Raw genomic sequence first — 22,901 nt, 5'->3', positions numbered from 1 at the left:
GTTGAGCCTTGGCCTCGATATGGGGCCGAGTCCAGGCTGCACCGCTTCCATACTTGCGTGTCTTGGCGCACGCTTCGACGTTGTTTCCGATAACAATCCAGATTAAGAAAAAACGGTTATTATCGGCCAAAGGTTCCATGTAATTCTTCCGAGTATACGTATAACCACGTAGCGAGACGAGTGAGACTTACGGTGGAGGGGGCAGGGGAGAAATGCCTGGCCCCCGAACGAGGGCCAGTGCCTGCGGAGCCGGTTACTCCATGACGGCCTCGGCTTCCCTGTAAAGGGAGCGCACCGGCTGGGCAAACACCTTGCGCACCATGGGCTCGAAATAGTCCAGGGGCAGGGTTTCGCCGTCCGGATCGAAGGCCGGGGCGTCGTACTTGCTGACAAACTCGATGGTCTGCATGAAGTGGGCGTGGTCCCGGTAGTTGTCCCGCTGGTTACGATCCATGCCCAGATAGTGGAAGAAGTAATAGCCCTGGAAGATGGCGTGGTGCTTGATCATCCAGTGGTTGGCCTCACTGACGAAGGGCTCGAGCAGCACCGCGGCGACGTCCGCATGGTTGTAGGTGCCCAGGGTGTCGCCAATGTCGTGGAGCAGGGCGCACACCACGTACTCGTCGTCCTTGCCATCCCGGTGGGCCAGGGTGGCGGTTTGCAGGCAGTGGGTGAGGCGATCCACCGGGAAGCCTCCAAAGTCGCCTTCCAGCAGTTTCAGGTGTTCCAGGACACGGTCCGGCAGAGTCCTGGCGAATCGGCCGAACGACTGGGCAATGACTTGCCAGTCTTCCGCAGTGCCGTCTTTCATATGGGTAAACGTTGCTTGAGGGGCGTTGCTGTCCATGTTCCTGTTCCTCCTCAGTCCCGGAAACCCGAATCGATCCGATCCAGCTTGCGCAGCAGGCCGGGCCAGGCCAGCTTGCCGCCCATGCCCTTGGTCACCTGCTCCGCCTGCTGACGAATGGTGTCGACAATGCCTTCGGGAATCGGCGTCAATGCACGGTTACCCGCCAAGGCCTGAATCTGCACCTCGCAAGCCTTCTGCAGGATGTACATGCCCAGGAAGGCGTCGGCAATGCAGCCGCCGGTGGTCAACAGGCCGTGGTTGCGCAGGATCATGAAGTTGTTGTCGCCCAGGTCCGCCTGCAGGCGGGCCTTCTCGTCTTCCCACAGGGCCACGCCTTCGTAGTCGTGATAGGCCAGGTTGGACAGCGGGAACAGGCTCTGTTGGGACAGCGGCAGCAGGCCTTCCTGTTGGGCGGACACCGCCACCCCCTCGGTGGTGTGGGTGTGCATCACGCAGACCACATCCTCCCGCACCGCGTGAATGGCGCTGTGGATGGTGAAGCCGGCCGGGTTGATGTCGAAATCCTCCGGATTGAGCTTGTTGCCGGCCTGGTCGACTCGCACCAGGCTGGAGGCGGTGATTTCCTCGAACATCATGCCGTAGGGGTTGATGAGAAAGTGGTGATCGTCGCCGGGAATGCGGGCAGAGATGTGCGTGAAAATCAGATCGTCCCAGCCGTTCAGGGCAATCAGCCGGTAGGCCGCAGCCAGGTCGACGCGAAGCTGCCACTCCTCGGCGCTGACCTGGTCTTTCTTGGACGGAATCGCCAGTTGTTCAGACATGGTCCATTCTCTCTCGGTGGTGATTGTTGTTGGGTGCTTAGTGAGTGTAGGCAGGAGCCGGAGCACAAAACTGTCAAATGGTTTACATTGTGTCGGGTGACAACTCTGTAGACTTTTCCATGACCGATATCAAAGCGGTACTGAAAGGCTGTCCGTTACTGGCGGGGCTGCCGGAACAGGCATTCGATGAAGCCGTCGCCATGGCCCGTTTGCGACGCTTTGCGTCCGAAAAGATGATCTATGCCAAGGGCTCGATGCAGTCCGCCCTGTGTGTGATCGCCTCGGGCACTGTGCGGATCAGTTCGGTGAACGCCGCAGGCCGGGAGGCGACGCTGATCATCTTCGATGCCGGCGCTTGGTTTGGTGATACGGTGTTTTCGCCGGGCACGCCACGGGTCTATGGCGCCACGGCCCACGAAGACGTCACCATCGTCGAGTTGCCAGGAGAGGGGTTCCAGCGGTTACTGGCCCGTTACCCGCAGGCTTATCCGGTGGCCCTTGACCTGGTCAGCCGGCGTCTGTGGTCGGCCATGTCGATCATCGAAGACGATGCCCTGCGGGGGATCGAGGCGCGGATCGGCCGACGCCTGCTGTTCCTGGCACAGATCCAGGGGGCGGGGGAGGTCAGTTCCGAGCCGGTGACCTTCCGGCTGACCCGGGAACACATGGCCAATATGATGGGGATGACCCGTCAGGGAGTGCACAAGGTGATCAAACGCTTTGAAGAGGCAGGGCTGATACGGCTGGACTACGGTCGCATCACCATCACCGACCCCCGGGCGTTGCTGGCTTACCTGAAAACGCTCGACTGAGAGCGCCCCGGTTCGGTCCGTCGTGTCGTGCTGACGCAACAATAACCATACGGCCACAACAGGTGGTTAATAACAATAACTATCCAGGAGACACTTATGGAATCCAGCCCGCTCATCTCCATCGGACTGCCGGTTTCTCTGTTCATCATCATGATCGGTATTGGCATGACCCTCACCCTGAGGGACTTTCGCCAGGTCACCGTCAACCCCCGGGGCATGGTGGTCGGCACCATCGCCCAGATCCTGCTGATGCCGCTGGTGGCCTTCGCCCTGGCCTGGCTGCTGGGGCTGGCGCCGGCCCTGGCCGTCGGTCTGGTGATCATCGCAGCCTGTCCCGGTGGCACGACCTCCAACCTGTTTGTATTGCTGGCCCGGGGGAACGTCGCCCTATCGATCCTGTTGACGGTCTCCGCCAGCCTGATCACCATCCTTTCCCTGCCTTTCTTCACCAACTGGGCGTTACAGGTTTACTTCGGCGCTCAGGAGGACATCGTGTTGCCGGTGGGTAAGACCATCGCCATGCTGGTTGGCATCGTGCTGTTTCCGGTGGCCATCGGCATGGTCATCCGAACCCGGACGCCCGCCACGGCACAGCGGGCTGAAGGGGTGGTGAGTGTCTTCGGCGGGATCGTACTGGCCCTGCTGATTGTCGGGTTGTTGTACGGCATCCGGGACCGTCTGGGAGAGTTGCTGGCCGGTGCCGGGCCTGCCGCGATCGGGCTGAACGTGGCGGGCATCGTGGTGGGACTGATGGTCAGCCGCCTGACCGGCCTGTCACAACGGGAATCCCTGGCCGTTGCCATGGAACTGGGCATCAAGAACGGCACCATTGCCCTGATGGTCACGCTGACCCTGCTGGAGTCCAGCGAGATGTCCATTCCTGCTGCGGTCTATGGCGTGCTGATGTTCGTCACCGGGTTCGTACTGGTTGTTGTCGGTCGACGTCTGATACCCGGGGCCGCCCTGTCCGGAGTCGAACCCGTCCAGGGCAAACCGTAATTCTGCGAGCAAGATCCCGTCCGCTGGCCTGACGAGACAGGTTGTCAGGACCGGAAAGTTGATAGTCTTGAAGCCGGTGGACCTCGCCGTCCACCGGTTCTCTCATCGACAGGAATAACAACAATGCTTGCCCGACACCTCCCGTTACTCCGGCACTGCCTCGTGGCGCTGCCACTCCTGCTGTGCCTGTCCCTGCCGGCCCTGGCGAACGAATCGGCGTTGCGGGAACAGGTCTATGACCAGAGTCTGCCACTGCAGGAACGGATCGACGCCATGCAGGCGCTGACCGGTCTGGAGCCCGACCCCAATCGCACCTACCGGGTCTGCATCTGGGACATCTTTGGACGTTCCGGTCCGATCTTCGCGGCGGCCCAGGATCAGCGCCGCAAGATACTCCAGTACGGCATCAATGTGGAAATGGTGCCTTACACCAGCGAATCCATCATGGTGGAGGAGCTCAAATCCGGTACCTGCGACGCAGCCCTGATGAGCGGGCTGCGGGCCCGGCTGTTCAACAAGTACACCGGTACGCTCGATTCCATCGGTGGCTTTCCGGAGCGGGCGCAGATGCGCCTGGCCCTGCAACTGATGGCCGATCCCCGCAGTGCCGACCGTATGGTGAGCGGCGACTATGTGGTGATGGGGATCGCCCCGGGCGGCGCCGCCCATGTCTTCGTTAACGACCGTTCCATCAATACCCTGGCCAAGGCATCCGGCAAGCGGGTGGTGGTGCTGGACTACGACCCGACCCAGGCGCGGATGATCGCCGGAGTTGGCGCCACTCCGGTGGTGGCGGACATCGTCAATGCTCCCAACATGTTCAACACCGGGGTGGTGGATGTACTGGCAGCGCCGCTGGCGGGCTACGAGGTGCTGGAGTTGCACAAGGGCCTGGAGCCCAACGGTGGCATCATTGATCTGCCGCTGACCCACATCACCATGCAGCTGATTGGTCGTGCCGAGGTGGTGCCCAACGAGCTGGCCCAGTTCGTCCGTGAGGCCTTCTACCAGGGCTTCGACGAGATCATCAGCCGGGTCACCATGGAAGAGGCCAAGGTGCCGGAGAAGTGGTTCATCGAGATTCCCGAGCAGGATCGCCTGGAGTACGAACGGATGATGCAGCAGGCCCGCCTGCAACTGCGGGAGGAGGGTTATTACAGTGGCGATATGCTGACCCTCCAGCGCAAGATCCGCTGCCGTGCCGACGGCAGCCGGGAAGAGTGCACCCATCCCGTCGAGTAAGCCGGGTCCCTCATCATACTGCCGGTTGAACAAGCCATGGCTTCACAATCCGATACCCTGAGCCGTCCGGGGGCGCTGAGCCTCGCGCGCTGGATGTCCGGCCTGCCCATGCTGGCGATCCTGCTTCTCACGCTGCTGGCGTCGGTGGGGGAAACCCTGCACTCCCGGCTGCTGGAGATCGGCGGCGCCACCTGGCCGGACTACTTCCATTTGCGGGTGATCGATCACCTGGATGCGCCCACCTGTGAGCCGCAGCCGGATCTGGAGCGGGCGGTTGAGCAGGCAGTCCGTGTCAAACAGGCCGAGCTGGCCAACGATCCGTTCGCCGATGTCTTTGGCGGCCAGCTTGACCGCTCGGCCATTCGCGACTCCCTGCAGAGCAAGGCCGAGGCCTGTCGCCGGGAGTGGGCCAACTGGCACCGGTTGCAGGCGCTCGATACGCCGGCGGTTGGGGCCTTTGCGGCAATGGAAGCGGGGCTGTCCCAGGCAGTGGTACTGGTCACCGGCAACCGGCGGGTGTTGCTGGGGCTGATGCTGCTGTTCTGCGCCGCGGCGGCCACGTTAAGACGCCAGCATATAGCCTTGCGTCCGGTGGAAAGCCAGCGGGACGATCGGGTGGCCACCGTGGCTCAGCTGATCGCCAACGCCCTGTTGACCCTCTCCGCCTGGCTCTACCGCCAGCAGGAGTTGGCCCAGGCCGCCGCCGGCATGCCCCTGGCACACCTGTTCATGCACGATGTCTGGGTGATCGGCTTCGGTCTGCTGACCGTGATTTCCGGCTATCAGTTGACCCGGCCCCGCACCGATCTGCCGGCGAGCGGCTCCTGGTCCCGGGCCCTGCTCAGCGTGCCGCTGTACAGCTTCATGTGCCTGAGCGCGGCGTTGCAGTTTGCCTATCACGGTTTTTACCACGGCATCGCGGTCTACCTGAACATGATGGCCGAGCTGTCGGCGCTGTTTCTCAGCCTCGGCCTCTATGTCTGGGTGGGCATGTTGCTGGCGCGCAGCCACCTGCCGCGGAAGGTGTTCGATGTGATCCGGCCCTGGCAGTTGCCCCCCAAGTGGCTGGGGGTGGTGGTGCTGCTGCTGACGGCCCTGCCCACGGCCTACAGCGGCGCCTCGGGGATCTTTATCCTGGCCGCCGGCATGACCCTGTACCGGGAGTTGCGACGGGCGGGCACCTCGGAGCAGTTGGCCCTGGCCACCACCGCCATCTCCGGTTCCATGGGGACCATGTTGCGGCCTTGTCTGCTGGTGGTGATCGTGGCCACCCTCAACAACAGCGTCACCACCGACGAGCTGTTCAGCGCCGGTGCCCGGGTGCTGTTGCTGACGGCGCTGGTGTATACCCTTTTCGTGCTGCTGCTGGGCGGACGCTCCACCCTGAGGATCGCCTCGCCGGCCCGGGCCATTCCGGGCATGCTGCGAGCATTGGGGCCGCTGCTGCCCTATGTGGCGGTGTTCGCCGCCGTCATCCTGGCGTGGGAACTGCTGCTAGGCCGGGGCCTGGATGAGTTTTCCGCGCCGGCCATCCTGCCGCTGGTGATGCTGTCGATCCTGGCCATGGAGCGGCTGCTACTGAACGAACCCGATCCGGAGCACAACGACCCGCATTCACCGGATCAACAGCCTGCTCCGGTGGGGTATCGACAGGCGGTCCTGCGGGCCACCGACGACTCCACCGCGCTGATTGGGGCTTTGCTGATGCTGATGGCGTTGTCGGTCAGCGTCGGCGGCCTGATCGAGCGATCCGGCCTGCTGGAGCTGTTCCCGGACAGCCTGGGCTCGGTCTGGCTGACCCTGGCGCTGCTGATGGGGATGCTGGTGGTGATCGGGATGATCATGGACCCCTACGGGGCGGTGTTGCTGGTGAACGCGACCCTGGCGCCCATCGCCCTCAATAACGGCATCGAGCCGCTGCATTTCTGGGTGATGACCGTGCTGGCGTTCGAGATGGGCTACCTGACGCCTCCGGTGGCCCTCAATCACCTGCTGACCCGGCAGGTGGTCGGTGTGCCGGAGGCCTGGGAAAGCCTGCATGGCTCTTTCTGGCAGCGCAACTTCCGCTTCATCCTGCCGGTGCTGGTGATGGGCTCCGCGTTGCTGATCGTGACCTTCACACCGCTGCTGTCGGAGACAGGCCACAGCCTGTTGCTGGCGACCGGGTGGCCGTGATGTGCGCGGGCATTCAGGGCTCCAGCTGCAGAATGTCCTGCAGTTCGCCACTGTTGTAGAGCTCCAGCAGGGCGGTTTCCAGCGCCGCCAGTCTGGCCGGGTCGGTGTCGCGGTTACAGCCCAGGGATCTGAGGGTGGTGAAGAACACCAGCTCCGGCTCGCCCAGTTCGACGCCGAGGCGCTCGGCGATGATGGGGGCGGAGCGGGTGTCAGAAATCCACAGATCCACCCGGCCCGCCTGCAGCATGAGCAGTCCCAGGTGGTTCTGGGTGGCCAGGTGAACCTTGTAGTCCAGGCTCTGCAGATACTCCCCCACGCCGCTGCCCAGATAGCTGCCAATGGTATAGGGCCGGGCATCGGTCAGGCTGCGGAGGGTGTAGGGGCGGGCCGGGGCGCTGTAGAAACCGTGTCGGGCGACGGAGACCGGCCCGATCCAGCTCAGGCTGGCTTCCCGCTCCTGGGACCGGTCAATGGGGAAGACACAGGTGCCGGGGGTGTCGATGGCACTGCGCATGGCCCGTTTTACCGGTTGGATCTCCAGTTCGTAGTCGTCCCCCGCCCGGTCAAACATCCGACGCACGACGTCAATGGCATAACCGGAGGGGGCGGCCCGGTTCGACAGGGACACCAGCGGCGGTATGTGGAAGGTCACCAGCTTCAGGGGCTCCGCCGAGACCGCCTGACTGGCCAACAGCCCCAGCAGCAGGATCGCGATGCGTGTTACCACTGTTTGATGGCCTCCTCGTAGGGCAGGGTCCAGGGGGCGACGTCGGTGTCCCTGGCGGGCTTGGGGGCGCCGGGCCGGGACAGCCACGTCTCCCGGGGTTCCTCGGGATGCAGCTTGGGGGCGCAGCTCCGGTCCGGTTTCCGGGCCAGATGCGCCAACTGGGCATCCACCTGTTTGGCCATGTCTGCCATGGCCTCCTCCGTGCTGACCTCCCTGCGCACGGCCCGGCCCACCTGCTGCCACCAGTAGCCGGACAGGGCGGCGTAATCCGGCACGTTGGTGCCGGTCGGGGTCCAGATGTTGCGGGCGGGACTGCGATAGAACTCCACCAGGCCGCCGAGTTCGCGGGCGTGGGCTCCGAAGAGGTCGGACTCGATGTCCGAAGCCCGGATCGGGGTCAGGCCCACCAGCAGTTTACGCAGCGAGACGGTCTTGGAGACGGTGAATTGGGCATAGAGCCAGGCGGCGGCCAGTCGGTCCGGCGGGGTGTTGCGCAGGAAGGTCCAGGCGCCGGCATCCTGGTAACCGGATTTCATGCCCGCCTGCCAGTAGGCCCCCCGTGGTGAGGGCGCAATCCGCCACAGAGGCTGGCCGTCGTCGTCCACCACCTTGGTGTCGGGCCGGGTGACGGCCGGCAGGAAGGCGGTATACCAGAAGATCTGCTGGGCCACCTGGCCCTGGGCTACCCATTCGCCGGAGGTGGTGAAGGTCATGTTGTAGGCTTGCGGCGGTGCAAACCGCTCCAGCCATTCGATGTACTTGTCCACCGCATAGATGGCTGCCGGGCTGTCCAGGGCGCCACCACGGGCCACGGAGGCGCCAACCGGATGGCAGCCTTCCACCCGGATGCCCCAGTCGTCCACCGGCAAGCCGTTGGGCAGCCCCGGGTCACCGGCGCCGGCCAGACTGAGCCAGGCGTCGGAGATCCGCCAGCCGAGGGAGGGGTCGGTGCGGCCGTAGTCCATATGCCCCCAGACCCGCTGGCCGTCAATCTCGCCAACCTGGTTGGTAAAGAAGTCGGCAATGTCTTCGTAGGCCGCCCAGTTCTGGGGCACCCCGAGCGGGTAGCCGTAGCGATCCTGGAACCGTTGCTGAAGGTCTTCCCGGTTGAACCAGTCGTGGCGGTACCAGTACAGGTTGGCGAACTGTTGGCTGGGTAACTGGTACAGCTTGCCATCGGGTGCCATCCCGAAGGCCAGGCCGATGAAATCGTCCAGGTCCAGGGTGGGCAGGGTGACCCCAGCGCCGTCTCCGGCGATGTAGTCGGTCAGGGCCACTGTCTTGCCCCGGCGGTAGTGGGTGCCAATGAAGTCGGTATCGTTGATGTAGGCGTCGTAGATATTGAGGCCGGTGTCCATCTGGGCCTGGATCTTCTTCACCAGATCGTCTTCGCCGGTGATTTCATGAATTACCTGGATGCCAGTAATGTCTTCGAAGGCCCGGGCGAGCACATTGGCCTCGTAGGCGTGAGTGTCGATGCGTTCCGAAACCACGCGAATGGTCATGCCCCGGTAGGGTTCGGCCGCCTCGGCAAACCAGCGCAGTTCTTCCCGCTGTTGCGCGGGGGCGAGGGTGGATTGCTGGAATTCCTCGGTGAGCCAGTGCTCAATGGCGCTCTCGGAGGGGCCTGTCTCTGCCACCCCCACAGCGGGAAGGACTGCCAGGACGGCAAGCCTGACCGGGTTGAACTTCATCTGGGCTCCCTGGGCGACGAACCTAAAGTAATAACTAGTTCCAAGTGTAGGACATTCTGGGAATTTTTCCGATGCTGCCACACAGCATTCCAGGCCGGATCCGCAGTCCCGGCCCGGACCCCGGCCCTGACTCAGTCGTCCAGATCCCGGGGCGGACAGTGGAACTCCTGGACCACGGTGCCATCGTCAACACTCTCCAGATGGACGTCGAAGCCCCACAGCCGATGGGTGTGGCGCAAGACCTCGTCGGTGTCCTCGTCCAGCGGTACCCGGTCCGCCGGCACGTGGCGCAGGGTGAGGGAGCGGTCACCACGCAGATCCACATTCCAGACCTGGATGTTGGGCTCCCGGTAACTCAGGTTGTACTGGCGGGCCAGCTTCTCGCGCAGGACACGGTACCCGGACTCGTCGTGAATGGCGGTCACCCGGTAAAAGTCCTCCTGATCATCGTCTTCGATGGCGAACAGTTTCATGTCGCGCATGACCTTGGGGGACAGGAATTGCTGGATGAAGCTCTCGTCCTTGAAGTTCTTCATGGCAAAATGCAGGGTCTCCACCCAGTCGGAGCCGGCAATATCCGGGAACCATTCCCGGTCCTCGTCGGTGGGGTCCTCGCAGATCCGGCGCAGGTCGGTGTAGATCGAGAAACCCAGGGTGTAGGGGTTGATGCCCGAGTACCAGGGGCTGTTGAACGGCGGTTGGTAGATCACCGCGGTATGGCTTTGCAGGAACTCCATCATGAAGCCGTCGGTGACCAGGCCTTTTTCATAGAGCCGGTTGAGCAGGGTGTAGTGCCAGAACGACGCCCAGCCTTCGTTCATCACCTGGGTCTGGCGCTGGGGGTAGAAGTACTGGGCGATCTTGCGCACGATGCGGATGATCTCCCGTTGCCAGGTTTCCAGCAGGGGCGCGTTCTTTTCAATGAAGTACAGCAGGTTCTCCTGGGGTTCCTGCGGGTAACGCTGCTTGCGCCGGTTCTTCTCCTCCTCGTCCTCCGGGCCCTTGGGAATGGTGCGCCAGAGATCGTTGATCTGCCGCTGCAGGTATTCCTCCCGCTCCTTCTGACGGCGCTGTTCCTCGCTGGCGGAGATGGGGGCGGGGCGTTTGTAGCGGTCGACCCCGTAGTTCATCAGCGCGTGGCAGGAATCGAGGATCTCCTCCACCGCTTCCACCCCGTACCGCTCCTCGCATTCCGAGACGTAATTACGGGCGAAGACCAGGTAATCGATGATGGCGCTGGCGTCGGTCCAGGTGCGGAACAGGTAGTTGTTCTTGAAGAAGGAGTTGTGGCCATAGCAGGCGTGGGCAATGACCAGCGCCTGCATGGGCAGGGTGTTTTCCTCCATCAGGTAGGCGATGCAGGGGTTGGAATTGATGACAATCTCATAGGCCAGCCCCATCTGGCCACGCTTGTACTGCTTCGACGTGTTGAGGAACTGCTTGCCGAACGACCAGTGGTGATAGCCCACCGGCATGCCCACGGAGCTGTAGGCATCCATCATCTGCTCGGCACTGATGACTTCGATCTGGATGGGGTAGGTCTCCAGCCCATACTCCTGGGCACACTTGGCGATTTCCTCGTTGTATTTTCCGATCAGCTCGAACGTCCATTCCGAGCCGGTGGAGATCGGTTTACGCTCGGTCGCCTCGGGGGCCTGATCGATGGTGTCGCTCATGCAGCCTTCCTCTCGAATAGGTGTCGGAATACCGGATAAATCTCGCTGGCATCGGCAATCTGTTGCATGGCGAAGCTGTGGGGATTTTCCTCCATGATTTTTTCGTACTCGTACCACAGCATCTGGTGATCCTGGGGGGTGATCTCGACATAGGCAAAATACTGCACCAGCGGCAGGATGCCGTCTTTCAGCAGCTTGCCGCACACCGGCGAGTCATCGTTCCAGTTGTCGCCATCGGAGGCCTGGGCCGCGTAGATGTTCCATTCCGACGGCGAGTAGCGGGCCTCGACGATCTTCTTCATCAGCTTCAGGGCGCTGGAGACGATGGTGCCGCCGGTTTCCCGGGAGTAGAAGAACTCCTCTTCGTCCACCTCCTTGGCGCTGGTGTGGTGGCGAATGAAGACCACGTCAATCTTCTTGTAGTTCTTCTTGAGGAACAGGTAGAGCAGGATGAAGAACCGTTTGGCGATGTCCTTGTGCATCTGGGTCATCGACCCGGACACGTCCATCAGGCAGAACATCACGGCACTGGTGGCCGGTTGCGCCTGCTTGCGGTGCTGGCGATAGCGCAGATCGATCTCATCAATGAAGGGAATGCGACGGAGGTTGCTCTTGAGCCGCGTAATCTCATCCTCCAGGGCCTGGATCTGGTCCTCCTTGCGAAAGGCGGGGTCCTGCTCTTCCGGCGCCGCCTTCAATTCGGCCAGTTGCTCCTCCAGATCCCGCAACTTGCGCCGCCGTGCGCCCCCCAGGCTGAGGCGCCGGGCATGGGCGCCGCGCAGGGAGCGGACAATGTCGAGTCGCGCCGGGACCCCCTGGGTCGAGTAGCCAGCCCGGACCCACTTGAAGGTCTCGGTGTCTTTCAGCTGCTTGCGGGCCAGGTTCGGCAACTCCAGGTCATCGAACAGGAAGTCGAGGAACTCTTCCTGGGTGATCTGGAAGGCAAACTCGTCCATGCCCTCGCCATCGGGGCTGGCCTGGCCGCCGCCCTGGCCGCCACCGCCCCCCTGGGGTTTGGGGAGAGTGTCCCCGGCCACATATTCGCGGTTGCCCGGGTGCACGATTTCCCGCCGGCCGCCCTGGCCGTGGCGGAAGATGGGCTCCTGGATGTCCCGGGACGGAATGCTGACACTCTCGCCCCGTTCAATGTCCGTGATGGAGCGACGCTGGACCGCGTCCGCCACGGCTTTCTTGATGTGCTGACGGTAGCGGCGCAGGAACCGTTCCCGGTTCACTGCGCTCTTGTTCTTCCCGTTCAGGCGTCGATCAACGATGTGGGTCATACCCATTGCTGCACCTCGCTTACTGCATTACTGGGATTTCCGCACTCGCAGATACCATTCCGCCAACAGGCGAACCTGTTTCTCGGTGTAGCCACGGTCGACCATCCGCTCGACGAACTGCTTGTGTTTCTTCTGGTCTTCCTGACTGGCTTTCGGGTTGAAGGAAATCACCGGCAGCAGATCCTCGGTGTTGGAGAACATTTTCTTCTCGATCACGCTACGCAGCTTCTCGTAGCTGAGCCAGGACGGGTTCTGCCCCTGGTTGTTGGCCCGGGCCCGCAGTACAAAGTTGACCACCTCGTTGCGGAAATCCTTCGGGTTGCTGATGCCCGCCGGTTTCTCGATTTTCTCCAGCTCGTCGTTGATGGCAGAGCGGTCGAGGATCTCGCCGGTCTCCGGATCGCGGTACTCCTGATCCTGAATCCAGAAGTCGGCGTAGGTCACGTAGCGGTCGAACAGGTTCTGGCCATACTCGCTGTAGCTTTCCAGGTAGGCGGTCTGGATTTCCTTGCCAATGAACTCCACATAATGCGGTGCCAGGAATTCCTTGATAAAGCGCAGGTAGCGTTCCTGGACATCCGCCGGGAACTGCTCCTGTTCGATCTGCTTCTCCAGCACGTACAGCAGGTGCACCGGGTTGGCCGCCACCTCGGTGGTGTCGAAGTTGAACACCTTGGACAGGATCTTGAAGGCGAAGCGGGTTGACAGCCCCTCCATGCCCTCGTTGACTCCCGCCGAATCCCGGTATTCCTGGATCGATTTGGCCTTGGGGTCGGTGTCTTTGATGTTCTGGCCGTCGTAAACCCGCATCTTCGAGAAGATGCTGGAGTTTTCCGGCTCCTTGATTCGGGACAGCACGGAGAACTGGGCCAGCATGCTCAGGGTGTCCGGGGCACAGGGCGCACCGGACAGGGAGCTGTTCTTGAGCAGCTTCTGGTAGATCTCGATCTCTTCGGTGACCCGCACGCAGTAGGGCACCTTGACGATGTAGACCCGGTCCAGGAATGCCTCGTTGTGCTTGTTGTTGCGGAAGGTCTGCCACTCGGACTCGTTGGAGTGGGCCAGGATGATGCCATCGAAGGGCACCGAGCCCATGCCCTCGGTGGTGTTGTAGTTGCCTTCCTGGGTGGCGGTCAGCAAGGGGTGCAGAACCTTGATCGGGGCCTTGAACATCTCCACGAACTCCATCAGCCCCTGGTTCGAGCGGCACAGCCCGCCGCTGAAACTGTAGGCGTCCGGGTCGTCCTGGGAATAGTCTTCCAGCATGCGGATATTGACCTTGCCCACCAGGGACGAAATGTCCTGGTTGTTCTCGTCACCGGGCTCGGTCTTGGAGACCGCGATCTGGTCGAGGATAGACGGGTAACGCTTGACCACCCGGAACTTGCTGATGTCGCCCCCAAACTCGTGCAGTCGCTTGACCGCCCAGGGTGACATGATGGTGTTCAGGTAGCGGGTGGGAATGCCGAACTCTTCTTCAAGGATGGGGCCGTCTTCCTCCGGATCGAACAGGCCCAGCGGGGTTTCATTGACCGGGGAATCCTTGATCGCGTAGAAGGGCACCTTCTGCATGAGCTGCTTCAGTTTCTCGGCGAGGGAACTCTTACCGCCCCCCACCGGGCCCAGCAGGTACAGGATCTGTTTCTTCTCCTCCAGGCCCTGGGCGGCGTGGCGGAAGAACGAGACAATGTTCTCCACGGCGTCTTCCATGCCGTAGAACTCGGAGAATTCCGGATACCGCTTGATGACCTTGTTGGAAAAGATACGGGACAGCCGGGCATCCCGTGAGGTGTCCACCAGCTCCGGCTCGCCAATGGCCAGTAACATGCGCTCGGCGGCCGTGGCGTATGCGGATTTGTCCTGTTTGCAGATCTCCAGGTATTCCTCCAGGGAATACTCTTCCTCCTGGGTTGCGTCATACCGTGTCTTGAAGTGCTGCACTATGCTCATGGTTCACCCTCGCTCTAGCGACGGGACCACTGAACTTGGAATTGTGTTGGTGCCGACGGTGTTGTCGTCAGCGTTCAGCAGTCCTGTCTGTCATTCGTGACTCACGTAAAAATCCCCGTTCCAGTTGGCAACGCCAGCGGCGTTTGGTGTTTTAGTTGGATAGTTGAGAATGGTGTCGACCGAACCGTTACCCAACCTGAGGGTACCGCCGTCGATACTCTCAGCTTAGTTCAGTCTTTGGCTCTTGGACAGCTTGACCATCGCTTTTGTTTCCAGAAGGTTCAAGGTTATCTCTGGTCTAACCTGCCCCCGGTTGGCCGGTTGGTAGGGGTGGGCCGGCCTCATGTGCCTGTGGAGTTGTGCCCTGAAATCAGTACACTGCACGCCTCGTGCCATGAGTCCAGGAGTGGGCTGGTGGCGATGGAACATTTTGGACAGCAGTAGACCATGTTCAGTTGGATCAAGCGCGCCTTTGGCAAGAACGACACCCTCCTTTGGGACGGGCCGGTGGGCACCGAACCCCGGGCCCAGTGCCCCTGTTGCGACTACATTACGCTGGCCGAGCGGGGCAGCTATCAGATCTGCCCCGTCTGCTTCTGGGAGGATGATGGTCAGGACATTGATGAGTTGGATCAGGCGTCCGGCCCCAATCGGGGCATGACCCTTCGGCAGGGGCGCGAGAACTTCGAACTGTTCGGGGCCTGCGAACAGGCCATGGTCCGGCATGTGTTGCGGCCGGATCAGCGGCACCGCTACCGTCAGGAGCGGCGTCTGTAGCCCGGATCACCGATGCTACAGCTTGCTGAGCCGAAACACGCCTTCGGTGGCCCGGTGGAGCCCCTTGCGTTTGGCAAAGGGACTGTCCGCCGGCATGTCCTGTTTCAGCAGCAGCTCGACATCGTAGTCCTCCCCGTACAGGGCCCGGACCTCTTCGTCACTGACGTTGAACGGCGGGCCCTGGACGTCCTCGTTCTGGTAGTCCAGGGTCAGCAGCAGGATGTGGCTGCCGTCGGGAATCACCGCCGTCAGGTGCTCCACGTAGTCCCGGCGCATGGCCGGTGGTAGCGCAATCAGGGCGGCGCGGTCGTAGACCAGGCGTACGTTCTTCAGGTCTTCGGGAACCAGTTGGAAGAAATCGCCACACCAGAGCTCCAGGGTGTCGTGGCGGAACTTGATGAAGGGTTCACCGGGATGCACCGAAGCCTTCTCCTGCGCCTCGGCGAAGAAATCCTTGCAGGCAACTTCGCTCAGCTCGACACCGATGACCGGGTGGCCCAGGTCGTTCAGCCACCACATGTCGTGAGACTTGCCGCACAGGGGCACCAGCACCGTGTCGTTGCTGTTGCCATCCACCATCGTGGACCAGTGATCGTGGAGGAACTGGTTGACGCTGCCTTCGTGAAAGCCGATTTCGTTGTTGGCCCATCGGTTATGCCAGAATTCGTGTTCCATGGCCGTTCTCTTTCTATGGTCGGGAAAGCATCTCCCATTGAGTGTAATCTACTGGCAGCAAGTTGAAACCCTCGAAACGTCTGAGTAAGGATACGGTATGAAAGCGGTATTTCTGGATGCCATGACCCTGGGCGCCGACGTGGACCTGGAACCCATCGAGCGCGTCACGGATTCGTTGACCTGCCATGAGCGGACCGCACCGGAGCAGGTGCTGGCGCGCCTGCAGGGGCACGACACCGTGCTCACCAACAAGGTGGTGCTGACCCGGGAGCACTTTGAGGCCTGTCCCGAGCTGAAGCTGGTGGCGGTAGTGGCTACCGGTGTCAACAACATCGATCTGGAAGCGGCGCGGGACCATGGCGTCCGCGTGGTGAACGTGGTGAAGTACGGTCGCTCGACCGTGGCCCAGCACACCATGGCGCTGATGCTGGCCCTGGCCACCCGCTTGCTGGACTACCACCGGGACGTACAGGCCGGGAAGTGGGCCGCCAGTGACATGTTCTGCCTGATGGGGCACCGGATCATCGAGCTGGAAGGCCGCACCCTGGGCATCGTGGGCTACGGCGATCTGGGCCGGGGCGTGGCGGAGCGGGCCCGGGCGTTTGGCATGAAGGTGCTGTTGGGGGCCCGGCCGGGCCAGCCCCGGGGCGAGGTGGACGGCTACCAGCGGCTGCCCCTGGACGAACTGCTGCCGAAGGTGGATGTGCTGTCCCTGCATTGCCTGCTGACCGAGCAAACCCGGCACCTGATTGGCGTCCGGCAGCTGCAGCAGATGCCGGCCCATGCGCTGCTGATCAACACCAGCCGCGGCGGCCTGGTGGATGAACAGGCGCTGGCCGATGCCCTGCGTAGCGGCACCATTGGCGGCGCCGGCTTCGATGTGCTGAGCGAGGAGCCACCCCGCAACGGTAACCCCCTCCTGGCCGATGACATCCCCAACCTGATCGTCACCCCGCACTCGGCCTGGGCCAGCCAGGAGGCCCGCCAACGCATTGTCTGGATCACCGCCAGCAACCTGGAGGGTTTCCGGTCCGGGACCAGTGCCCACTATGTGGTCTGAGTCGGCTATCCTAAGCAATATTCGCCGCAACGACTTTTGGGATTCAGCAAGTTAACAGGACAGCCCGTGACCTCGCGCCAAATCAAAGACCGATTGAAAGCCGTCGAAACCTGGATTCTTGCCAATCCGAATCCGCCCCAGCACCGCCCCTGGACCTGGCTCTACACCAGCGGTCGGACGGCCTATGCCCTGGCGAGGGACCTGCTGCAGGGCAATCTCACACTGCACGCCATGAGTCTGGTCTATACCACGCTGCTGAGTATCGTGCCGTTGCTGGCGCTGAGTTTCTCCGTGCTCAAGGCGATGGGGGTACACCAGAAGCTGGAGCCGTTCCTGTTCCAGTTTTTCGAGCCCATGGGCCCGCAGGGGGTGGAACTCGGCAACCGGATCCTAGGCTTTGTCGATAACATGAAAGTGGGTGTGCTGGGGTCGGTGGGGCTGGCACTGCTGGTGTACACGGTGATCTCCCTGGTGCAGAAGATCGAGCGTTCGTTCAACGTGATCTGGCGAGTGCCGGATATGCGGTCAATGGCGCAGCGCTTCAGCAATTACCTCAGCGTGATCATGATCGGTCCGCTGTTGATGGTGTCGGCGCTGGGCATGACCGCGACCATCCTGTCGTCGGCCTTCGTGCAGCGGCTGATGGAGGTGGAGCCCTTCGGCATGGTGATTCTGTCCATCAGCCGGCTGATGCCCTTCTTCCTGGTGGTCGGAGCCTTCACCTTCGTCTACGTCTTCATGCCCAATACCCGGGTCAAACTGCGCTATGCCTTCGTCGGTGGCCTGCTGGCCGGCATCACCTGGCAGGGGGGCAGCATGCTGTTTGCCTCCTTTGTGGCCGGCTCGGCGAAGTATGCAGCCATCTACTCCAGTTTTGCCATCGGCATCATCCTGCTGATCTGGGTGTACGTGAACTGGATGATCCTGCTGCTGGGCTCCAGCATCGCCTTCTACCTGCAAAACCCGGGGGCCGTCGCCAAACGGTTTCGCGTACGACCATCGGCGGAGCTCCAGGAAAACGCGGCGCTGGTGCTGATGTGGCTGGTCTGCAAGCCGTTCAGTGAAGGACGACCGGCGCCCCAGCAGGAGGCGCTGGAAAACCGGCTGCGGGTGCCGGGGGAGGTGACCCGGCAGCTCAGTGACAAGCTTATCCGCGCCGGCCTGCTGTCCCTGGCCGGCGAGAATGGCGATCTGTTGGTGCCCGGCCGTTCCCTGGACCTGATTACCGTGGCGGACGTGCTCCGGGCGGTGCGCCGGGACGATGACCGGATGGTGGACCGGCTGCCGCGGGTATTGCCGGCAGAACTGTTAACCCGGCCCATTCCACTGGGGGAGATGACGTTTGAGGCGTTACTGAAACAGGAACCCGAAACACCGGTGGAGTGACGGTGCGGTTCCGCGAAGAACGCTAATGCCCGTCACGAAGCATGTTGACCAGCTCGCTGCGGACCGTGTGGAACTGCCCTTCAGTCAGTGAAAGCAGGGCCGCCAGCTCGTCCTCCCCCATGTTGCGCTGGTGGGCGTGACGCAGGATTTCCCGGGTTCCGAGGATGATGCCATCGTTCAGTGGCGTGTGCTGTTGGCGGGGCGATGGTCGTTCCGCCGCCAGCAGGTAGGAGGTATGGCGGGGAGGCAGGTTCCAGTGATTGGCGATCTGCTGCGAGATACGCCAGTCAAACCGCTGCAGCGCCTGCAGGACGACCGCGGGCTGGACCTCAGGCCCCGCCAGGGCGCCGCGATAAATTCGCAGGATTTCCCGGTACAGGGTGAGGTAGGACAATGCCGGCAATAGCCCCACCATGAAATAGGCGCTGGCATCCTTGCCCTGGAGGCGGGCAATCAGCTCGGCGGCGCGGGCGCAACTGAGTCCCCAACGCCAGGCTCGCTGGGCGAACAGCGCCTCACCGCTGTTGCGGGCCGCCATCATCGGCCGCAGGATGGCGGCCGCAATGACGCTGCGAATGCCATCCATCCCCAACAGAAACACCGCCTGATCCACCGACTCAATGGTCTGGTCGCCGGGCCGGAAGAAGGGGCTGTTGGCGACCAGTAACAGTTGGTCGGTCAGTGCCGGGTCGTTGAGGATGATGTCGGTAATTTCCTTGCGGCTGATGTCCGGGTCCGACAGGGCCCGCATCAGCATCGGCAAGGTCATGGGTTGACGAGGGAGTTCGTCCAGCTTGCCCTGCTGCACCCGCTTGCTCAGTTCTTCCATGATGGAATGGGTGTCCCCGCTGTCACGGGTCAGTTCGCTGGGGGGGGTGTCGAGCAGCCAGCAGAACAGGTGCTGTTCCAGCTTGTCCAGGCTGGCGTCGGTGGCGGCGAGGTCATTTCCCGGGGACGTGGAGGGATTGAGTAGGCGTGAGCGGGCAGGGGGAGGGGCCGGGCTCTTGTCGCCGAACAAGCCAGAAACCCAGGATAGAAAACCTGGCATGCATTGCCCTCCCTGCCGGACCAGGTGGTATCGTGTTTCCCGCGATAGGTACCCCGCCCAGGTTAACGCATTAACCGCAGCGGGACACAAGTACCTCCGGATCATCTCTGACGTTCAGAGGCTCCCGGCAAGTATAGAGGGCAATCAGAAAAATTTCAGGGATTGGCCGAAGACGAAGACGAACTGACAGGCCCCCGCGACAAAGCCGAGGAAGGCGCCCACCAGGATCAGCTTGATCTCGTCTTCCTGGAAGCAGGGGCGCAGCAGGTCCTGGAACTCTTCTGACGAGAGCGCCACCATTCGCTCCACCATGATCGATTCCACTGCCTTGGCCCGGTCCTGCTCGAACACCGGGTTGTTGAACGAGGTGCGGGAGATCTCCAATGCTTTTTCCCCCACCTGGTTCTTCAGGGTGGCGAAGCCGGTGGGGCCGAAAGCCATCTGGGTCAGTGCCTTGCCCATGCCCGCGGTTTCGTCCACCAGCGGTTTGATGTGCTTCTTGACCATGTTCTGGGCCCGCTCGCTGCTGGGGCCGGTGAGCACGGCGTTGATGATGTTGCCGACGGTGAGAATCTCGTGAGTCACGATATGGCAGAACGAGTGGGCCACCTCGGTCTGGCGGCGCAGGAACAGTCCCTGGACCTTGAACGGTCCCACTTTCCTGGGGCGCAGGGGCCGGAAGATGACGTTGAGGGCAATCCAGTTTGTGGCCCAGCCCACCAGCAGGCCAAAGAACGGCAGCACCCACCAGCCCTGGTAGAAAAACCAGACGCCCATCTGGACCAGCCCGAACAGAAAGCCGAAGTAGAGGCCGGAATTGACGATGAAGCGGAACTCCACCTCGCCACACTCCAGGAAAATACGGTTGAGCAGCCGTTTGTCGGTAGCCAGGCGGTCGATGACCATGCCCTTGATATCGAGCAGGTCCTCGATGTTGTCAGCGAGGTCGTCCACCAGGTTGTCCACCAGCAAGGGGGTGGATTTGCGCACCCGGTCGTAGACCATGCGCCGGGCAGACATGGGCAGGTTCTCCCAGAAGGTGGGGTATTCCCGCAGCATCATCTCGTCGACGTATTCCTCCACCCGGGGGTCTACCGACGCCACGATATGGGCCGCCAGCACCTTGGGGTCGATCTGTTCGAAGATTTCCTGCACGGTGCCGATCTTGGAAATGGTGGCGTCGACACTGATGGCGGCCATCTTGCGGGCCTTGGAGGGAATGATGCCCTGCCAGCCCCAGATGGGGCGCTTACCGATGAATTCGAGGGGGTAGAACGTCATCTTGATGGCCAGCCAGTTGGTGGACCAGCCAATCAGCGCGGCAATGACCGGAATACTGAGGTACTGCCAGAATTCAGCTTGGTAAAAAAGATTCGTCATCCGGAACTCGCGTGTTGTTTTATCGTTTTGATTTTACTGTAGCCACAGACCTGGCCGGAGCGGTCGGCGGCGCGCATCGCCAAAATTGGGTTCCTGAAGCAACCGCTGGATAATGTTGCCAGCAGTTCGCATTGTCAATGACTGCTGTGCCGGGCCCCGGCGGCATTCGTGCCTTGATGGACGTCAGTTTTTTTCCGGTGGCTGGGCGAAATCTCCCCACAGCCACTGGCACACCGCCATCGCCGCAACCGGCGCGGTTTCGGTGCGCATGACCCGGGCTCCCAGGGTGGTGGGCAGGAACCCCGCCCGTTCGGCGGCCGCAATTTCCTCTTCGGTCAGCCCCCCCTCCGGGCCGATCAACAGGGCCACTTCTGCGGGCCGGGGCAGTTCCGTGAGGGCCTGGCTGGTGCGGTGATGCAGCACCAGTCGCACCGCCACCTCACGAGTATGCTGGAACCATTGGTCCAGGGACATCACCGGCAGAATCTCCGGCACGCGGGCCCGGCCACACTGTTCGGCGGCACTGATGGCGACCGCTTGCCAGTGACGCAGGCGCTTCTCCTCGCGGTCGCCCTTGAGCCGGACGTCGCAGCGGTCCGTCGCCAGAGGCACGATGGTGGTGACCCCCATTTCCACGCTCTTCTGGATGGCGTAGTCCATACGGTCGCCCTTGGACAGGGTTTGCCCCAGCGTCAGGCGCAGGGGCGATTCACAGCGGTTGGGCTGGGGTCTGCCCAGGGACACCGTCACCCTGCGTTTGCCGACTTCGGCAATGGTGGCCGGATAGTCCAGGCCGTCGCCGTTGAACAGCAGCAGGGCCTGGCCCGGCTGCATTCTCAACACCCGGCCCACGTGCTGGGCGGCCTTCTCGTCCAGGTCTAGGGAGCCGCCGGTGGCCAGCTCGACCGGGGTATGGATACGGGGGATTCTCATCGCTCAGTCCCGAACCGCGATCTCGATGCCCTCGGTAGCCACTTGGGCCAGATGGCGGATCTGTTCCTCGGTGATGATGTAAGGCGGCATGAAATAGACCACATTGCCCAGCGGACGCAACAGTGACTGGCGGGTCAGGGCGTGCTGGTAGACCCGAAGGCCGCGGCGTTCCTGCCAGGGGTAGGGGGTCTTGCTGGCCTTGTCCTTGACCATCTCGACGGCCAGGGTCATGCCGTGCTGGCGGATGTCGCCCACGTGGGGATGATCCGCCAGATGGGCCACCGAGTCCGCCATGCAGGCGGCAAGCTGGCGGTTGCTCTCAATGACGTTGTCGTCACGGAAAATGTCCAGCGTCGCCAGGGCCACCGCACAACCGATGGGGTTGCCGGTGTAGCTGTGGGAGTGCAGGAAGGCCCGCAGGGTCTCGTAGTCGTCGTAGAAGGCGTTGTAGACGTTGTCGGTGGTCAGTACCACGGACAGGGGCAGGTAGCCGGCGGTCAGGCCCTTGGACAGGCACATGAAATCTGGCGAAATGTCCGACTGCTCGCAGGCGAACAGGGTGCCGGTGCGGCCGAAGCCGACGGCAATTTCATCGGCAATCAGGTGCACCCCGTAGCGGTCACAGGCTTCACGCAGCTTGGTGTGATAGATGGGATGGTGCATGCGCATGCCGCCGGCGCACTGGATCAGCGGCTCCACCACCACCGCGCAGATTTCCTCATGCTGCTCGGCGAGGATCTTCTCCATCGCCTCGAACTGGCGCAGCGCGTACTGCTCGTCGGTTTCCCCCGGCTCCTTGTTGAAGGCGTCCGGTGACGGGGCGGTAATCACCTCCATCAGCAATGGCTGGTAGGTGTCCTTGTACAGGGCCACGTCCCCCAGGGCCAGCGCGCCCAGGGTCTCGCCGTGGTAGCTGTTGCCCAGGTTGACGAAGTTCTTCTTGCCCGGTTTGCCGTGATTCTTCCAGTAGTGGTAGCTCATCTTGAGCGCCGCCTCGATGGCGGAGGAGCCATTGTCGGCATAGAAGCACTTGCTCAGGCCTTCCGGGGTGATGTCGATCAGCCGTTCCGACAGGTTGACCACGGGTTCGTGGCTGAAGCCGGCCAGGATCACATGTTCCAGCTGACTGATCTGGTCCTGAATGGCGGCGTTGATCCGGGGATTGGCGTGTCCGAACAGATTGACCCACCAGGAACTGACGGCGTCGATGTAGCGGTTGCCCTCAAAGTCTTCCAGCCAGACGCCTTCGCCCCGCTTGACCGGGATCAGTGGCAGGCTTTCGTGGTCTTTCATCTGGGTGCAGGGGTGCCAGACGGACTTGAGGTCTCTCGCGACGAGGTCGGCATTGCGCATGGTGATCTCTCCTGTCGGCCCTGGAGTGCGAATGGCTGCTGCGCTGGCAGGGAGTGTTACCCCCTTGGCATGCGACCTTGGTATGGGTCGGTTGCAACC

General features: G+C 62.3%; 19 protein-coding genes. 7 read left to right on the top strand and 12 right to left on the bottom strand.

What is annotated here, in order from left to right; all coding sequences use genetic code 11:
- Nucleotides 1–253: 253 nt before the first annotated feature.
- Together R3175_RS04800 and R3175_RS04795 are read right to left on the bottom strand one after the other, a co-directional pair.
- Nucleotides 254–847, bottom strand: a complete 594-nt coding sequence (locus tag R3175_RS04800; protein ID WP_318942736.1) for an HD domain-containing protein — start codon at nt 845–847, stop codon at nt 254–256.
- 14 nt (nt 848–861) lie between these two features.
- The gene (locus tag R3175_RS04795) at nt 862–1,632 is read right to left on the bottom strand and encodes a class II aldolase/adducin family protein (RefSeq protein WP_318942735.1); all 771 of its coding nucleotides are present in this window, start codon (nt 1,630–1,632) and stop codon (nt 862–864) included.
- 119 nt (nt 1,633–1,751) lie between these two features.
- Here R3175_RS04795 and R3175_RS04790 point away from each other — a divergent pair, with 119 nt between their 5' ends.
- The 4 genes from R3175_RS04790 (at nt 1,752) to R3175_RS04775 (ending at nt 6,860) form a co-directional block, all read left to right on the top strand.
- Entirely contained in the window at nt 1,752–2,444 is a 693-nt protein-coding gene (locus R3175_RS04790; protein WP_318942734.1) for a Crp/Fnr family transcriptional regulator, read from the top strand.
- A 96-nt stretch (nt 2,445–2,540) separates the two neighbouring features.
- Nucleotides 2,541–3,443: a bile acid:sodium symporter family protein gene (locus R3175_RS04785; RefSeq protein WP_318942733.1), complete on the top strand. Its 903-nt coding sequence runs from the start codon at nt 2,541–2,543 to the stop codon at nt 3,441–3,443.
- Between the two features lie 162 nt (nt 3,444–3,605).
- Nucleotides 3,606–4,685 carry a putative solute-binding protein gene (locus R3175_RS04780; protein WP_318942732.1) on the top strand — a complete coding sequence of 360 codons (1,080 nt, stop codon included), beginning with the start codon at nt 3,606–3,608 and terminating at the stop codon, nt 4,683–4,685.
- A 36-nt stretch (nt 4,686–4,721) separates the two neighbouring features.
- Nucleotides 4,722–6,860, top strand: coding sequence for a TRAP transporter large permease subunit (locus R3175_RS04775; RefSeq protein WP_318942731.1), 2,139 nt, complete (start codon nt 4,722–4,724; stop codon nt 6,858–6,860).
- Nucleotides 6,861–6,873: 13 nt separating this feature from the next.
- Here the strand turns inward: R3175_RS04775 and R3175_RS04770 are convergent, their stop codons facing one another.
- From R3175_RS04770 to R3175_RS04750, 5 genes are all read right to left on the bottom strand, one after another.
- Nucleotides 6,874–7,587, bottom strand: coding sequence for a transporter substrate-binding domain-containing protein (locus R3175_RS04770; protein WP_318942730.1), 714 nt, complete (start codon nt 7,585–7,587; stop codon nt 6,874–6,876).
- On the bottom strand, nt 7,581–9,281 hold the full coding sequence (locus tag R3175_RS04765; protein WP_318942729.1) for an ABC transporter substrate-binding protein: 1,701 nt from the start codon (nt 9,279–9,281) through the stop codon (nt 7,581–7,583). The genes R3175_RS04770 and R3175_RS04765 overlap by 7 nt, the downstream gene beginning before the upstream one ends.
- 131 nt (nt 9,282–9,412) lie before the next feature.
- Entirely contained in the window at nt 9,413–10,957 is a 1,545-nt protein-coding gene (locus R3175_RS04760; RefSeq protein ID WP_318942728.1) for a SpoVR family protein, read from the bottom strand.
- Complete coding sequence (locus tag R3175_RS04755; RefSeq protein WP_318942727.1) at nt 10,954–12,240, bottom strand: YeaH/YhbH family protein; 1,287 nt, start codon at nt 12,238–12,240, stop codon at nt 10,954–10,956. Before R3175_RS04755 ends, R3175_RS04760 begins: the two co-directional genes overlap by 4 nt.
- A 27-nt stretch (nt 12,241–12,267) precedes the next feature.
- Nucleotides 12,268–14,190 (bottom strand): PrkA family serine protein kinase, encoded by a 1,923-nt coding sequence (locus R3175_RS04750; protein WP_318942726.1) that lies wholly within the window; start codon nt 14,188–14,190, stop codon nt 12,268–12,270.
- Between the two features lie 447 nt (nt 14,191–14,637).
- Here R3175_RS04750 and R3175_RS04745 point away from each other — a divergent pair, with 447 nt between their 5' ends.
- Nucleotides 14,638–14,967: a CPCC family cysteine-rich protein gene (locus tag R3175_RS04745; protein ID WP_318942725.1), complete on the top strand. Its 330-nt coding sequence runs from the start codon at nt 14,638–14,640 to the stop codon at nt 14,965–14,967.
- 15 nt (nt 14,968–14,982) lie between these two features.
- On the opposite strand, the gene tmpT is transcribed toward R3175_RS04745, so the two are convergent.
- Nucleotides 14,983–15,642, bottom strand: coding sequence for a thiopurine S-methyltransferase (gene tmpT / locus R3175_RS04740; RefSeq protein WP_318942724.1), 660 nt, complete (start codon nt 15,640–15,642; stop codon nt 14,983–14,985).
- 97 nt (nt 15,643–15,739) lie between these two features.
- On the opposite strand from tmpT, the gene R3175_RS04735 reads away from it, so the two are divergent.
- The gene (locus tag R3175_RS04735) at nt 15,740–16,702 is read left to right on the top strand and encodes a D-2-hydroxyacid dehydrogenase (protein WP_318942723.1); all 963 of its coding nucleotides are present in this window, start codon (nt 15,740–15,742) and stop codon (nt 16,700–16,702) included.
- A 66-nt stretch (nt 16,703–16,768) separates the two neighbouring features.
- Complete coding sequence (locus tag R3175_RS04730) at nt 16,769–18,088, top strand: YihY/virulence factor BrkB family protein (protein WP_318942722.1); 1,320 nt, start codon at nt 16,769–16,771, stop codon at nt 18,086–18,088.
- 22 nt (nt 18,089–18,110) lie between these two features.
- Here R3175_RS04730 and R3175_RS04725 read toward each other — a convergent pair whose 3' ends face one another.
- From R3175_RS04725 to R3175_RS04710, 4 genes are all read right to left on the bottom strand, one after another.
- Complete coding sequence (locus R3175_RS04725) at nt 18,111–19,136, bottom strand: HDOD domain-containing protein (protein ID WP_318942721.1); 1,026 nt, start codon at nt 19,134–19,136, stop codon at nt 18,111–18,113.
- 144 nt (nt 19,137–19,280) lie between these two features.
- Nucleotides 19,281–20,516: a hypothetical protein gene (locus R3175_RS04720; protein WP_318942720.1), complete on the bottom strand. Its 1,236-nt coding sequence runs from the start codon at nt 20,514–20,516 to the stop codon at nt 19,281–19,283.
- Between the two features lie 183 nt (nt 20,517–20,699).
- Nucleotides 20,700–21,449, bottom strand: a complete 750-nt coding sequence (locus tag R3175_RS04715; protein ID WP_318942719.1) for a 16S rRNA (uracil(1498)-N(3))-methyltransferase — start codon at nt 21,447–21,449, stop codon at nt 20,700–20,702.
- Nucleotides 21,450–21,452: 3 nt separating this feature from the next.
- On the bottom strand, nt 21,453–22,802 hold the full coding sequence (locus R3175_RS04710; RefSeq protein WP_318942718.1) for an adenosylmethionine--8-amino-7-oxononanoate transaminase: 1,350 nt from the start codon (nt 22,800–22,802) through the stop codon (nt 21,453–21,455).
- Nucleotides 22,803–22,901: the final 99 nt, after the last annotated feature.

The sequence above is a fragment of the Marinobacter sp. genome, from assembly GCF_033722735.1.
Classification (GTDB): Bacteria; Pseudomonadota; Gammaproteobacteria; order Pseudomonadales; family Oleiphilaceae; genus Marinobacter.
This window is presented reverse-complemented; position numbering and strand designations above follow the sequence as displayed.